Source organism: Burkholderia sp. PR2 (assembly GCF_052372875.1).
GTDB lineage: Bacteria > Pseudomonadota > Gammaproteobacteria > Burkholderiales > Burkholderiaceae > Burkholderia > Burkholderia diffusa.
Window position 1 is genome coordinate 173,833 of record NZ_JBQRWH010000004.1, and the last position, 13,621, is coordinate 187,453.

General features: G+C 68.9%; 12 protein-coding genes and 1 pseudogene. All 13 read left to right on the plus strand.

Annotation, left to right across the window (positions count from 1 at the left end; translation table 11 throughout):
* Position 1 precedes the first annotated feature (1 nt).
* The 13 genes and pseudogenes from ACT2FV_RS17915 to ACT2FV_RS17975 all read left to right on the plus strand — a co-directional run bounded on the left by ACT2FV_RS17915 (position 2) and on the right by ACT2FV_RS17975 (position 13,611).
* Positions 2 to 988: a CheR family methyltransferase gene (locus tag ACT2FV_RS17915; protein ID WP_124628644.1), complete on the plus strand. Its 987-nt coding sequence runs from the start codon at positions 2 to 4 to the stop codon at positions 986 to 988.
* Positions 985 to 1,731 carry a chemoreceptor glutamine deamidase CheD gene (cheD, locus tag ACT2FV_RS17920; protein WP_444504553.1) on the plus strand — a complete coding sequence of 249 codons (747 nt, stop codon included), beginning with the start codon at positions 985 to 987 and terminating at the stop codon, positions 1,729 to 1,731. Before ACT2FV_RS17915 ends, cheD begins: the two co-directional genes overlap by 4 nt.
* Positions 1,728 to 2,819: a protein-glutamate methylesterase/protein-glutamine glutaminase gene (locus ACT2FV_RS17925; protein WP_059601922.1), complete on the plus strand. Its 1,092-nt coding sequence runs from the start codon at positions 1,728 to 1,730 to the stop codon at positions 2,817 to 2,819. The genes cheD and ACT2FV_RS17925 overlap by 4 nt, the downstream gene beginning before the upstream one ends.
* 67 nt (positions 2,820 to 2,886) lie before the next feature.
* Positions 2,887 to 3,282: a chemotaxis response regulator CheY gene (gene cheY / locus ACT2FV_RS17930; RefSeq protein ID WP_006754880.1), complete on the plus strand. Its 396-nt coding sequence runs from the start codon at positions 2,887 to 2,889 to the stop codon at positions 3,280 to 3,282.
* A gap of 1 nt (position 3,283) precedes the next feature.
* Positions 3,284 to 4,015, plus strand: a complete 732-nt coding sequence (cheZ, locus tag ACT2FV_RS17935; protein WP_059601920.1) for a protein phosphatase CheZ — start codon at positions 3,284 to 3,286, stop codon at positions 4,013 to 4,015.
* 275 nt (positions 4,016 to 4,290) lie between these two features.
* Positions 4,291 to 4,794 (plus strand): DUF2844 domain-containing protein, encoded by a 504-nt coding sequence (locus tag ACT2FV_RS17940; RefSeq protein ID WP_124628642.1) that lies wholly within the window; start codon positions 4,291 to 4,293, stop codon positions 4,792 to 4,794.
* A 16-nt stretch (positions 4,795 to 4,810) separates the two neighbouring features.
* Positions 4,811 to 6,064, plus strand: a complete 1,254-nt coding sequence (locus ACT2FV_RS17945) for a DUF3443 domain-containing protein (protein ID WP_444504554.1) — start codon at positions 4,811 to 4,813, stop codon at positions 6,062 to 6,064.
* A gap of 163 nt (positions 6,065 to 6,227) precedes the next feature.
* Positions 6,228 to 6,725 (plus strand): VOC family protein, encoded by a 498-nt coding sequence (locus ACT2FV_RS17950; RefSeq protein ID WP_124628638.1) that lies wholly within the window; start codon positions 6,228 to 6,230, stop codon positions 6,723 to 6,725.
* A gap of 44 nt (positions 6,726 to 6,769) precedes the next feature.
* Entirely contained in the window at positions 6,770 to 7,468 is a 699-nt protein-coding gene (locus ACT2FV_RS17955; protein WP_444504555.1) for a DUF805 domain-containing protein, read from the plus strand.
* A gap of 305 nt (positions 7,469 to 7,773) precedes the next feature.
* Positions 7,774 to 8,973: a flagellar biosynthesis protein FlhB gene (flhB, locus tag ACT2FV_RS17960; RefSeq protein ID WP_059601910.1), complete on the plus strand. Its 1,200-nt coding sequence runs from the start codon at positions 7,774 to 7,776 to the stop codon at positions 8,971 to 8,973.
* Positions 8,970 to 11,070 (plus strand): annotated as a pseudogene (gene flhA, locus ACT2FV_RS17965) (flagellar biosynthesis protein FlhA). Before flhB ends, flhA begins: the two are co-directional and overlap by 4 nt.
* Positions 11,067 to 12,809 (plus strand): flagellar biosynthesis protein FlhF, encoded by a 1,743-nt coding sequence (gene flhF, locus ACT2FV_RS17970; RefSeq protein ID WP_444504556.1) that lies wholly within the window; start codon positions 11,067 to 11,069, stop codon positions 12,807 to 12,809. Before flhA ends, flhF begins: the two are co-directional and overlap by 4 nt.
* Positions 12,802 to 13,611 carry a nucleotide-binding protein gene (locus tag ACT2FV_RS17975; protein WP_444504557.1) on the plus strand — a complete coding sequence of 270 codons (810 nt, stop codon included), beginning with the start codon at positions 12,802 to 12,804 and terminating at the stop codon, positions 13,609 to 13,611. Before flhF ends, ACT2FV_RS17975 begins: the two co-directional genes overlap by 8 nt.
* Positions 13,612 to 13,621: the final 10 nt, after the last annotated feature.

Here is a 13,621-nt window from a genome sequence, read left to right on the forward strand (position 1 = left end):
CATGCCGTCCGCGCGCGCACCGTTTCGACCTGATGCACCGGATGCCTCGCCCCGCGCGGGCGAGCCGGGGCGCGACTTCGCGTTCACTGGCGCGGATTTCGCACGCATCCGCGCGCTGATCCATCAACGCGCGGGCATTTCGCTGTCCGAGCACAAGCGCGACATGGCGTACAGCCGGCTCGCACGCCGGCTGCGCGCACGCGGCCTCGACACGTTCCGCGACTACCTCGACCTGCTCGAGCAGGAGAACGATCCGCTCGAGTGGGAAGCGTTCACCAACGCGCTGACGACGAACCTGACCGCGTTCTTCCGCGAGTCGCACCATTTCCCGATCCTGGCCGACTTCGTGAAGGGGCGCGCGGCGCCCGTGTCGGTGTGGTGCTCGGCGGCGTCGACCGGCGAGGAGCCTTACTCGATCGCGATCACGCTGATCGAGGCGCTCGGCGAATCGGCCGCGCGCGGCGCATCGATCCTCGCGACCGATCTCGACACGCAGGTGCTCGCGAAGGCCGAGGCTGGCATCTATACGTACGACCAGGTCAAGCACCTGAGCCCGGAGCGGCTCAAGCGCTTCTTCCTGAAAGGCACGGGCGCGCAGGCCGGCCGCGTGAAGGTGCGCCCGGAACTGCGCGCGATGATCCGCTTCGAGCAGCTGAACCTGACCGATGCCGACTACGGGATCGCGAAGCCGTTCGACGCGATCTTCTGCCGCAACGTGATGATCTATTTCGACAAGCCGACGCAGGGGCAGGTGCTGTCGCGCTTCGAGCCGCTCGTGAAGCCGGGCGGCCTGCTGTTCGCCGGGCATTCGGAGAATTTCACGTACGTCTCGCAGGCCTTCCGGCTGCGCGGGCAGACGGTGTACGAACTGACGCGCGATGCCGCGCCGGGCCTGCGCCCGCGCGGCGCCGCGCCGGCCGCGGCGGTGCCGCCGCGCGCCCATGTGCGTGCCGCGGTCGCCGCGCCCGCTTACGGAGAACGCGGATGAGCGCCCTGCCGATCGCGACCAATCGCTACTTCGACAACCACTTCGAACGCCCGGGCGTGAAGCTGCTTCCGAACGAGTTCTACACGACGTCCGAGGACATGGTGCTGATGACCGTGCTCGGCTCGTGCGTCGCCGCGTGCCTGCACGACCCGTTGGCGGGCATCGGCGGGATGAATCACTTCATGCTGCCCGACGACGGCGCCGATGCCGGCGCGGCCGCGTCGGAGTCGATGCGCTACGGCGCGTACGCGATGGAAGTGCTGATCAACGAACTGATCAAGGCCGGCGGGCGCCGCGAGCGCTTCGAGGCGAAGGTGTTCGGCGGCGCGGCCGTGCTGGCCGGCATGACGACCATCAACATCGGCGACCGCAACGCCGATTTCGTGCGCCGCTATCTGGCGCTCGAACGCATCCGCATCACCGCCGAGGACTTGCAGGGCGTGCACCCGCGCAAGGTCGCGTTCATGCCGCGCACCGGCCGCGCGATGGTGAAGAAGCTGCGGCTGCAGGTGCCGGGCGTGACCGAGCGCGAAGCCGCGCTGGCGCGCGAGGCCGACCGCGTGCGCGCCGACCGGCAGCGCGCGCACGTCGAGCTGTTCGCGGCGAAGCGGCCGGTTGCGCCGCCGCCGGCACGCCCGCGCATCGAGCTGTTCGGAGCACGCGGCGGCACGGGCGCGCAGACGACGAACACGAAGGCCGGCAGCCCGTATGCGGCCAACCTTTCGAGAAAGCAGGAGGCATGACCGCAGTGCAGAAGATCAAAGTGTTGTGCGTCGACGACTCGGCGCTGATCCGCAGCCTGATGACGGAGATCATCAACAGCCAGCCCGACATGGAAGTGTGCGCGACCGCGCCCGATCCGCTCGTCGCGCGCGAGCTCATCAAGCAGCACAACCCGGACGTCCTGACGCTGGACGTCGAAATGCCGCGCATGGACGGGCTCGACTTCCTCGAGAAGCTGATGCGCCTGCGGCCGATGCCGGTCGTGATGGTGTCGTCGCTGACCGAGCGCGGCTCCGAGATCACGCTGCGCGCGCTCGAACTCGGCGCGGTGGATTTCGTCACGAAGCCGCGCGTCGGGATTCGCGACGGCATGCTCGACTACGCGGAAAAGCTCGCGGACAAGATCCGCGCGGCATCGCGCGCGCGCGTGCGCCAGGCGCCGCAGCCGCAGGCCGCCGCGCGCGCGGCGAGCGGCCAGCCGGCCGCGCCGATGGTCAACAACCCGCTCGTCAGTACCGAGAAGCTGATCATCATCGGCGCGTCCACGGGCGGCACCGAGGCGATCCGCGAGGTGCTGACGCCGCTGCCGCCGGATGCGCCGGCGGTGCTGATCGCGCAGCACATGCCGCCCGGCTTCACGAAGTCCTTCGCGCAGCGGCTGAACGGCCTGTGCCGGATCGCGGTGAAGGAAGCCGAACACGGCGAGCGCGTGCTGCCGGGCCATGCGTACATCGCGCCGGGCCACGCGCACCTGCTGCTCGCGCGCAGCGGCGCGAACTACATCGCGCAGTTGTCCGACGAGCCGCCGGTGAACCGGCACCGCCCGTCGGTCGACGTGCTGTTCCGCTCGGCGGCGCAGCACGCGGGCAAGAACGCGATCGGCGTGATCCTCACGGGGATGGGCCGCGACGGCGCGGCCGGCCTGCTGGACATGAAGCGCGCGGGCGCCCACACGTTCGCGCAGGACGAGGCGAGCTGCATCGTGTTCGGGATGCCGCGCGAGGCGATCGCGCTCGGCGGCGCGGACGAGGTGGCGCCGCTTTCCGAGATGAGCCGGCGCGTGATGGCGCGGCTGGCGACGATGGGCGACCGCGTACAGCGCGTCTGAATGAAATGTCACGGGGCAGCTGCGATGCGGCGGGCCCCGACGGTAACGAATCTGCAAAGGAACGACGATGGACAAGAGCATGAAAATCCTGGTGGTGGACGATTTCCCGACGATGCGCAGGATCGTCCGCAACCTGCTCAAGGAATTGGGCTACACGAACGTCGACGAAGCCGAGGACGGCGCTGCCGGCCTCGCGCGGCTGCGCGGCGGCGGCTTCGACTTCGTGATCTCCGACTGGAACATGCCGAACCTCGACGGCCTCGCGATGCTGAAGGAAATCCGCGCGGACGCGACGCTCACGCACCTGCCGGTGCTGATGGTCACGGCGGAGTCGAAGAAGGAGAACATCATCGCGGCCGCGCAGGCGGGCGCGAGCGGCTATGTCGTGAAGCCGTTCACGGCCGCGACGCTCGACGAGAAGCTGAACAAGATCATCGACAAGATGGCCAAGGCCGGGAGCTGACGTGAACGAGCCGATCCATGCGGCGCTTGCCGGCGCGGCAATCAACGCCGACGGCCACGCCGAAGGCGCCGATTACGCGAGCGACCGGATCCTCGCGCGCATCGGCCACGTCACGCGCACGCTGCGCGATTCGATGCGCGAGCTCGGGCTCGACAAGCATGTCGAGCGCGCGGCGGAAGCCGTGCCCGATGCGCGCGACCGGCTGCGCTACGTCGCGACGATGACCGAGCAGGCGGCCGAGCGCGTGCTGAACGCGATCGAGGTCGCCAAGCCGATGCAGGAGCGCATCCAGAACGAGGCCGAGGCGCTCGATGCGCGCTGGGCGCAGTGGTATGCGGCACCGATCGAGCACGCGGAAGTGCGCGAGCTGATGGACGACACGCGCACGTTCCTGCGTGCGCTGCCGGAGGCGGCGTCGGCGACCAGCGCGCAGTTGCTCGAGATCATGCTCGCGCAGGATTTCCAGGACCTGACCGGGCAGGTGATCAAGAAGATCATGGACATGGTCTACCTGATCGAGCAGCAGCTGCTCACCGTGCTCGTCGAGAACATCGCACCCGAGCGGCGCGAGCAGTTCGCGGCGACCGCGGCCGCGCTCGCGGCCGAGCAGATCAGCGCGACCGGCAGCCCCGAGTCGCTGCTGAACGGGCCGCAGATCGCGCCGGAAGGCAAGTCCGACGTCGTGCAGGATCAGGCGCAGGTCGACGACCTGCTTGCGAGCCTCGGCTTCTGAACCTGCCCATCGCATCGGCGCCGCGCCCGATCGCGGAGCGGCCCGGTGCGCGTGGCTTTCACGATGCTGGTCACACGAGCCCACACGTGCGGGTCGTGCTGCACGTCATGTTGCGTTGCGTCATGCCGCGTTGATTTGACACTCCGACACACTCCGCAGGCATACTACGCGTCAGCAGCAACGAAGCGTCATTCTTAAGACTTTCATTTGTTGACTGGCGGCGCCGGATCCGATGGCGGCGCGCCGGCAACGAAGCCAGTCCCTTGGGGGGGAACGTGAAGCTGAAACGCTTGGGCTGGGCCGCCGCGCACGCGACGGCCGCAATGGGTGTGCTGTGGGCCGTCCACGCACAGGCCGAACTGGGCGGCGCGCCGATGTCGCCTCCGGCGGACGATCACGCCGCCACGGTGCGCGCGCTGCAGCGCGCGATGCGCTCCGCCGACGGCGCGCAGGCGAACGCGGCCGCCTACACCGTCCGCGAGATCACGCTCGGATCGGGCACCGTCATCCACGAATACACGACCGCGGCCGGCACCGTGTTCGGCCTCGCCTGGCGCGGGCCGAGCATGCCGGACCTCGAGTCGCTGCTCGGCAGCTATTTCCCGCAGTACACCGCCGGCGTCCAGGTCGCGCATGCGGCGCGCGGCTGGCGCGCGCCCGTGTCCGTCGATACGAGCGGCCTCGTGATCCGCACGGGCGGCCACATGGGCGCCTTCGCAGGCCAGGCGTGGCTGCCGGCGGCGCTGCCGGCCGGCCTGTCCGGCACCGACATCCAGTGACAGCGGGAGAGTGATCTTGCGAATTCCTCGTACCTTCAAGCGCTGGCTCGGCCTGCTGAGCGTCGCGGCCGTGACGGCCATGCTCGTGACCGCCTGCGGCGGCGGCGGTGACAACAACGGCGGGAGCGGCGGCAACAGCGGCGGCTCCAGCGTATCCGACGGCAATACGGCGAACACGGCCGTGATCACCGTCGGCACCGGCGTCGCGCATGTGATCAACATCCCGACCGTCAACGTGAAGATCTGCGTGCCGGGCACGACGAACTGCCAGGTGGTCAACAACGTGCTCGTCGATACGGCATCGTACGGGTTGCGGCTGGTCAGCAGCGCGCTGTCGTCGGGTGTGTTGAACAACCTGCCGCAGACGACGAGCGGCGGCGCACCTGTGGCCGAGTGCGGCAAGTTCGTGTCGAGCTTCACATGGGGCTCGGTGCGCACCATCGACCTGTCGATCGGCACCGAGCAGGCGGGCTCCCTGCCGGTGCAGATCATCGGCGATCTCGGCACCAGCAACGTGCCGAGTTCATGCTCGAACAACGGTGCCCGAACGTCGGCCAACACGGCCAGCGATCTCGGTGCAAACGGCATCCTCGGCATCGGGCCGGCGCCGGTCGACTGCGGCACGAGCTGCGCGACGTCGACGTCGGCAACGTCCAACAACTACTACGCGTGCCCGAACGGCAATTCGAGCTGCACGGTGGCGCTGGTGCCGGTTGCGCAGCAGGTGGCCAACCCGGTCCATCGCTTCGCGACCGACAACAACGGCGTGATCGTGCAGATGCCGACCATCTCGAGCAGCGGGCAGGGCAGCGCGACGGGCCTGCTGACGTTCGGGATCAATACGCAGAGCAACAACGGGCTCGGGGCGTCGACGGTGCTGACGTCGACGACGACGGGCGACGTCGATGCGACGTTCCTCGGCGGCAGCGTGACCGCGTTCTTCGATACGGGTTCGAACGCGTACTTCTTCAACGATTTGTCGCAGAAGACCTGCTCGACCAATACGCAGTTCTATTGCCCGTCGTCGACGACCACCTACACGGCGACGCTGACCGGCAAGAACGGGACATCGGGCGGCGTGTCGATGCCCGTCGCGAACGCCGATGCGCTGTTCGCGAATTCGTCGACGTTCGCGTTCAACGACATCGCCGGCCCGTTCGGCCCAGCCGGGTGGCTCGATCTCGGCATGCCGCACTTCTACGGCAAGACGATCTACTTCGGGATGGATCGGACCGGCACCGGCGGCGCGCAGCCTTACGTCGCATTCTGACCGCGCACGAACGGCGGCAGCAAAAGGGGGCGAGCGATCGCCCCCTTTTTTTTGCCTTCGCCGGCGGCGACGCACTACGCTTCGGGCCGCCGCGCCGTGCCCGCACAGCGCCTACGATATAAGACCGGCACCGGTGCCGGCACGACATCGAGGAGACAGCGCCATGAGCCAGCGTATTCAACGCATCACGCCGTTTCTGTGGTTCGACCACGACGCCGAGGCGGCAGCGAATTTCTACGTGTCGGTATTCGACGACGCGCGCATCCTGCACGTCGCCCGCTACGGCAAGTCGGGTGCGCAGGCGTCGGGCCAGGCGGAGGGCGCGGTGATGACGGTGTCGTTCGAACTGGACGGGCAGGCGTTTCTCGCGCTGAACGGCGGCCCGGCGTTTCCGCTCACGCCGGCCGTGTCGTTCGTCGTCAACTGCCGCGACCAGCAGGAGATCGACCGGTACTGGACGGCGCTGGCCGAAGGCGGCGACGAGCGCGCGCAGCAGTGCGGCTGGCTGCGCGACCGCTTCGGCGTGTCGTGGCAAGTGGTGCCCGTGCAGATGCCCGAACTGATGGCGGGCGATCCGGCACGTGCCGAGCGCGTGATGGCGCAGGTGATGAAGATGAAGAAGCTCGATCTCCACGTGCTGGAGCAGGCGGCGGCAGGCTAGCGCGAACGCCGGCCAGCACGCGCCGTTTTCGACGTGCGCACGCGATGCCCGGCGATATTCCCGGCCGGCCGGTAAATGCGCGACGAACGACCGATTCGATTATCGATCGCGGTGCGTTTCATGCTGGTGTAATCAAGCCGTGGATTATCTGGTCGTTGTTTCCATCCGGACGTCGCGATTATAAAAATGACGTGACATGCCCGCGGGCGATACGGCATGCCGCCGCTGAAGCCGCGCCAGTTCTGCCGGAGCCCGCGTGCGAGCCGGTCGGCACGCGAAAAGAGATGCAAGGCTCGGAAATTCAAACTTATAATGCCCGCGATGTTTCCGGGGTCGCCGATATAAAACATGAGGGCAATAAAATGAATTTCACCGAGGCTGTTCGTTCCGCATTCAATCAATATGCGAAATTCGAGGGCCGCGCGCGCCGTGCCGAATACTGGTATTTCGCGTTGCTGACCAGCGTCGTGTCGATCATCTGCCAGGTGATCACCATGGCGGGGCGCGACGCGAGCGCGCTCTCGCTGCTGTTGATGATCGTCGCGGCCGTCGTGTCGCTCGCGCTGGTGCTGCCGAGCCTCGCGGTCACCGTCCGCCGCCTGCACGATACGGGTCGCTCCGGCTGGTTCCTGCTGATCGCGCTCATTCCGATCGTCGGCGGGATCCTGCTGCTCGTGTGGATGTGCTCGCGCGGCACCAACGGCCCGAACCGTTTCGGCTCGGATCCGATTCCGGTGATCTGAGCGCCGCCCGCCTCGACGCGCGACGCCGTCGCGTCGGGGAGGGCCGACGATCGCTCCACGGCCGCTTCGATCTCCCGATTCCCCGCCTTACCCCTTCATCCGCGTCAACGCGCCCGCCCGCAAACGCGGTTTCCACCGCCTCCCGGCCCCCCGCGCCTGCCCGCGACCTCCCGCCGCACCGGCTCGCCCGATTCTCCGAAATACCCCCCTTTCCCGGCTTTGCTCGACCGATCGGCGTTTGACGTGCGCATGAATAATCGGTGTCACTGGAAAGCGGCATTTCGCCGTACCCGACTGGAGGCACCGTGGCAGACGAGAGCGATCTCGACAGAACCGAAGCCGCCACTCCGAGGCGCCGCGAGAAGGCGCGCGAGGAGGGGCAGGTCGCGCGTTCGCGCGAACTGGCTTCGTTCGCGCTGCTCGCGGCCGGGTTCTACGGCGCGTGGCTGCTCGCCGGTCCGTCGGGCGCTCATCTCCAGACGATGCTGCGCGGTGCGTTCGCGTTCGATCGCGCGACCGCGTTCGATACGCACCGGATGCTGTCGGCGGCCGGCAGCGCAAGCGTCGAAGGTCTCGCCGCGCTGCTGCCGATCCTCGCGCTCACCGGCCTCGCCGCGCTGCTCGCGCCGATGGCGCTCGGCGGCTGGCTGATCTCGCAGAAGACCTTCGAACTCAAGTTCGACCGCCTGAACCCGATCGCCGGCCTCGGCCGGATGTTCTCGATCCAGGGGCCGATCCAGCTCGGGATGTCGCTCGCGAAGACGCTCGTCGTCGGCGGGATCGGCGGGATCGCGATCTGGCGCAGCAAGGACGAACTGCTCGGCCTCGCGACCCAGCCGCTCGGCTCGGCGCTCGCGGACGCGCTGCATCTGGTCGCCGTGTGTTGCGGCACGACGGTCGCCGGGATGCTGGTGGTCGCCGCGCTCGATGTGCCTTACCAACTCTGGCAGTACAACAAGAAGTTGCGCATGACGAAGGAAGAAGTGAAGCGCGAGCATCGCGAGAACGAAGGCGATCCGCACGTGAAGGGCCGCATCCGCCAGCAGCAGCGCGCGATCGCGCGGCGCCGGATGATGGCCGCCGTGCCGAAGGCCGACGTGGTCGTCACGAACCCGACGCACTTCGCCGTCGCGCTGCAGTACACGGACGGCGAGATGCGCGCGCCGAAGGTCGTCGCGAAGGGTGTGAACCTCGTCGCCGCGCGCATCCGCGAACTCGCGGCCGAGCACAACGTGCCGCTGCTCGAAGCGCCGCCGCTCGCGCGTGCGCTGTATCACAACGTCGAACTCGAACGCGAGATCCCCGGCTCGCTGTACTCGGCCGTCGCCGAAGTGCTCGCGTGGGTCTACCAGCTGCGGCGCTTCCGCTCGGAAGGCGGCGCCTTCCCGGCTGCGCCGATCGATCTCGACGTGCCGGCCGAACTCGACAAGGGGTCGTCGGTATCGGCCGACGACGAGCGTGAGGAAGCCGAAGACACGCTCGGCAAGCAAGGAAACGCAGCATGAGCACCCCGACCACCGGCTTCTTCGCCAAACGCCAGAATCCGTTTGCAGGTACCAACCTGCGCGCGCTCGCGGGCCCGATCCTCATCTGCATGATCCTGGGGATGATGATCCTGCCGCTGCCGCCGCTGCTGCTGGATCTGCTGTTCACGTTCAACATCGCGCTGTCGGTGATGGTGCTGCTCGTCAGCATGTACACGATGAAGCCGCTCGACTTCGCGGCGTTCCCGAGCGTGCTGCTGTTCTCGACCCTGCTGCGCCTGTCGCTGAACGTCGCGTCGACGCGCGTCGTGCTGCTCGAGGGCCACACCGGCCCGGACGCGGCCGGCCAGGTGATCGAGGCGTTCGGCCACTTCCTCGTCGGCGGCAACTTCGCGGTCGGCATCATCGTGTTCGTGATCCTGATGATCATCAACTTCATGGTGATCACCAAGGGCGCGGGGCGCATCGCCGAAGTGTCCGCGCGCTTCACGCTCGACGCGATGCCGGGCAAGCAGATGGCGATCGACGCCGACCTGAACGCGGGCCTCATCAACGAAGAGCAGGCGCGCAAGCGGCGCCTCGCCGTGTCGCAGGAAGCCGAGTTCTACGGGTCGATGGACGGTGCGTCGAAGTTCGTGCGCGGCGACGCGATCGCGGGCCTGATCATCATGGCGATCAACGTGATCGGCGGGCTGATCGTCGGGATGGTGCAGCACGACATGTCGTTCGCCGCGGCCGGCACCAACTACACGCTGCTGACGATCGGCGACGGCCTCGTCGCGCAGATCCCGTCGCTCGTGATTTCGACGGCCGCCGGCGTGATCGTGTCGCGCGTCGCGACCGACGAGGACATCGGCACGCAGATCACCGGCCAGCTGTTCACCAACCCGCGCGTGCTGACCATCACCGGCGCGATCATCGGGCTGATGGGGCTGATCCCGGGCATGCCGCACTTCGCGTTCCTCGCGCTCGGCGGCGGCGCGATCTGGCTGGCCCGCACGCAGGTCCGCCGCGCGGCGGCCCGCGTGGCGGCCGGCGACGTGACCGAGATCGCACCGCCCGCCGCGCTGCCGGGCGACAGCCACGAGGCGACCTGGGACGACGTGCAGCTGATCGATCCGCTCGGCCTCGAGGTCGGCTACCGGCTGATTCCGCTCGTCGACAAGAACAGCGACGGCGAACTGCTCAAGCGCATCAAGAGCATCCGCAAGAAATTCGCGCAGGAGATCGGCTTCCTGCCGCCGGTGATCCACATCCGCGACAACCTCGAACTGCGGCCCAACGCATACCGGATCGCGCTGAAGGGCGTCGAGATCGGCGCGGGCGAAGTGTTCCCGGGCCAGTGGCTCGCCATCAACCCGGGCCAGGTGACGGCCGCGCTGCCGGGCGCCGTGACGCAGGACCCGGCATTCGGGCTGCCGCGTGTGGATCGACGTCGCGATGCGCGAGCAGGCTCAGGTGTACGGCTACACGGTCGTCGATGCGAGCACGGTCGTCGCGACGCACCTGAACCATCTGGTCGTCCAGCACGCGGCCGAACTGCTCGGCCGCCAGGAAGTGCAGGCGCTGGTCGAGCGCACCGGCAAGGACGCGCCGTCGCTCGTCGAGGACCTCGTGCCGAAGACGATCTCGCTGACCACGCTGCAGAAAGTGCTGCAGAACCTGCTCGAGGAAGGCGTGCCGATCCGCGACATGCGCACGATTCTCGAGGCCGTGTCCGAACACGCGGGCCGTGGCGATGCGTTCGAGATCACCGCCGCGGTGCGGCTGTCGCTCGGCCGCGCGATCACGCAGCAGTGGTATCCGGGCTCGGGCGAGATGCAGGTGATGGGCCTCGATTCGAATCTCGAGCGCGTGCTGTCGCAGGCGCTCGCCACCGGCGCGAACCCGGGCCTCGAGCCCGGCCTCGCGCACAACCTTCTGACCGGCACGCAACAGGCGATGCTGCGTCAACAGAATCTCGGGCTGCCGCCGGTGCTGCTGGTGCAGCACGCGCTGCGCGCGATGCTCGCGCGTTTCCTGCGCCGCAGCCTGCCGCAACTGAAAGTGCTGTCGTATGCCGAAGTGCCGGACACACGCACGATCAAAGTCGTTAACGTCATCGGGGGTTCCGCTTGAACATTCGCAAATTCACCGGCGCGACCAGCCGCGACGCGCTTCGCCTCGTGCGCGAGGCACTCGGCGCCGACGCCGTCGTGCTGTCGAACCGCACGCTCGATGACGGCAGCGTCGAAATCGTCGCACTCGCCGACTCGGATCTCGCCGCGGTCACGCCGCCGGCCGCCGTCCGGGCGCGCACCCTCGCGCCGCGCACGGCGGAATCCGTGCCGGCAGCGGCCGTTCCGGGCATCGTGTCGCGCCCGGGTGCCGCGCTCGCGCGCCCGGCCGTCAATCCGTATGCGGCAAGCGAAGGCGGCCTCCCGGACGTGTTTTCGTCGGTGTTCGGCGCGAGCGCCGAAGCGACGGAACCGGCCGCGCAACCGACTGCCTTCGACGCCGCCACGGACGCGGCATCGCCTGCGCCCGCTGCCGGCACGCCGGCGGCAGCGTCCGAACCCGCGCCGTGGCTCGTCGAGCACGCGAAGCGCCTGACCCAGCAGCGCGAAGCGCTGATCGCCCGCGCGCAGGCCGCACCGGCCGCGCCGCAGGCGCCGGCCCGCGCGCAGCAGGACGCCGCGCCCGCGACGCCGGCCGGCTGGGCGCGCGACATCGTGCGCGACGCCGAACGCCGGATGCCGTCGGCCGCTGCTGCTGCCGCCACGGGCCGCCCGAGCGAAACCAGCGCCGCGAAGCCGGCCGAACGCACGCGCCTGTCCGCGGAAGCCGCGGCCGCGGTGGCGGATGCGGTGAAGACGCGCATCGAGAGCATCGTCAACGACACCGTGATGCACGAGCTCGGCGCGATGCGCGGGATGATGGAAGAGCAGTTCGACAGCCTGATGTGGCACGACCGCCAGCGCCGCAGCCCGGTGCACGGCGCGCTGACCAAGCACTTGTTCTCGGCCGGCTTCTCCGCGCAGTTGGTGCGCATGCTCGTCGACAACCTGCCGTCCGGCGACGACGCGCAAACCTTCGAGCAGGCCGCCGAATGGGCGCAGTCGGTGCTCGCGGCGAACCTGCCGGTGCTCGAGAGCGAAGACGCGCTGATGGAGCGCGGCGGCGTGTTCGCGCTGATGGGGCCGACCGGCGTCGGCAAGACGACCACCACCGCGAAGCTCGCCGCGCGTTGCGTGATGCGCTTCGGCGCGAGCAAGGTTGCGCTCCTGACCACCGACAGCTACCGGATCGGCGGCCACGAGCAGCTGCGCATCTTCGGCAAGATCCTCGGCGTGCCCGTGCACGCGGTGAAGGACGCGGGCGATCTCGAGCTCGCGCTGTCCGAGCTGCGCAACAAGCACATCGTGCTGATCGACACGATCGGCATGAGCCAGCGCGACCGCGCGCTGTCCGACCAGATCGCGATGCTGCACGGCGCGAACGCGCCGGTGCAGCGCCTGCTGCTGCTCAACGCGACGAGCCACGGCGACACGCTCAACGAGGTTGTCCAGGCCTACCGCAGCGCGGCCGAGTATCCCGATCTCGCCGGCTGCATCCTGACCAAGCTCGACGAGGCGACCCACCTCGGCGGCGTGCTCGACACGGTGATCCGCTACAAGCTGCCCGTCCACTACGTGTCGACCGGCCAGAAAGTGCCGGAAAACCTGTACGTCGCATCGACCCGGTTCCTGCTGAAGAGCGCGTTCTGCGTGCCGCGCGACGGCTCGCCCTTCGTGCCGCAAGACGAGGACATGCCGACGCTGCTTTCCGCCCTGACCGCACGTTCCACCGCCGAGCTGCACGAGGTGCGATTTGGATAAACGGATCATCGATCAGGCCGAAGGGCTGCGGCGCCTGCTGGCCGGGCGCGCGTCGCGCATCGTCGCGGTGACGGGCGGGCCGGCGGGCGTCGGCTGCACGACGACCGTCGTGAACGTCGCGGCCGCGCTGGCCGCGCTCGGCAAGGACGTGCTCGTCGTCGACGAGCGCGCCGACGTGCATTCGGCCGCGGCGACGCTAGCGGGCGCATGGCTGCGCGACGGCGAACGCACCCGCGTCGCCGCCGGGTTCGGCCTGTGCGCGGCCGCGCGGGACGGCTACAGCGATTCGCAACTGAGCGACTTCATCGACGGCCAGGCCGACATCGTGCTGGTCGACGCGCAGCTCGGTGCCGACGGCACGTTCTCCCCGCTCGCGCGCGAGGCGCACGACGTGCTGATCGTCACGCGGGTCGCCGCGCAGGCGATCACCGAGGCGTACGCGTGCATGAAGCGCCTGCATTTCGCGCACGCGGTCGCGCAGTTCCGCGTGCTGACCAATCACGTCGGCAGCCACGCCGACGCCAGGACCGCATTCGACAACCTCGCGGGCGTCGCGAGCCGCTACCTGACGGTGTCGATCGCCGACGCCGGCTGCGTGAGCGCCGATCCGCTCGTCGAGCATGCGCGCGACCTGATGCATACCGCGGTCGACGCGTTCCCGTCGTCGGTCGCCGCGCGCGATTACCGGCAGCTTGCCGCCGACCTGCTGTACTGGCCGATGCGCCCGCGTTCGGGCGCCGGCCGGGCCGTGCATGCGGGCGGCAAGCCGTCGTACGAGGCGGGTGCGGCACACGCCGCGTGAGCGCCACAGG

Coding starts and splice junctions, on each gene's coding strand:
- ACT2FV_RS17915 (WP_124628644.1), top strand. CDS start 2: ATGCCGTCCGCGCGCGCACCGTTTCGACCTGATGCACCGGATGCCTCG.
- cheD (WP_444504553.1), top strand. CDS start 985: ATGAGCGCCCTGCCGATCGCGACCAATCGCTACTTCGACAACCACTTC.
- ACT2FV_RS17925 (WP_059601922.1), top strand. CDS start 1,728: ATGACCGCAGTGCAGAAGATCAAAGTGTTGTGCGTCGACGACTCGGCG.
- cheY (WP_006754880.1), top strand. CDS start 2,887: ATGGACAAGAGCATGAAAATCCTGGTGGTGGACGATTTCCCGACGATG.
- ACT2FV_RS17950 (WP_124628638.1), top strand. CDS start 6,228: ATGAGCCAGCGTATTCAACGCATCACGCCGTTTCTGTGGTTCGACCAC.
- ACT2FV_RS17955 (WP_444504555.1), top strand. CDS start 6,770: ATGCCCGGCGATATTCCCGGCCGGCCGGTAAATGCGCGACGAACGACC.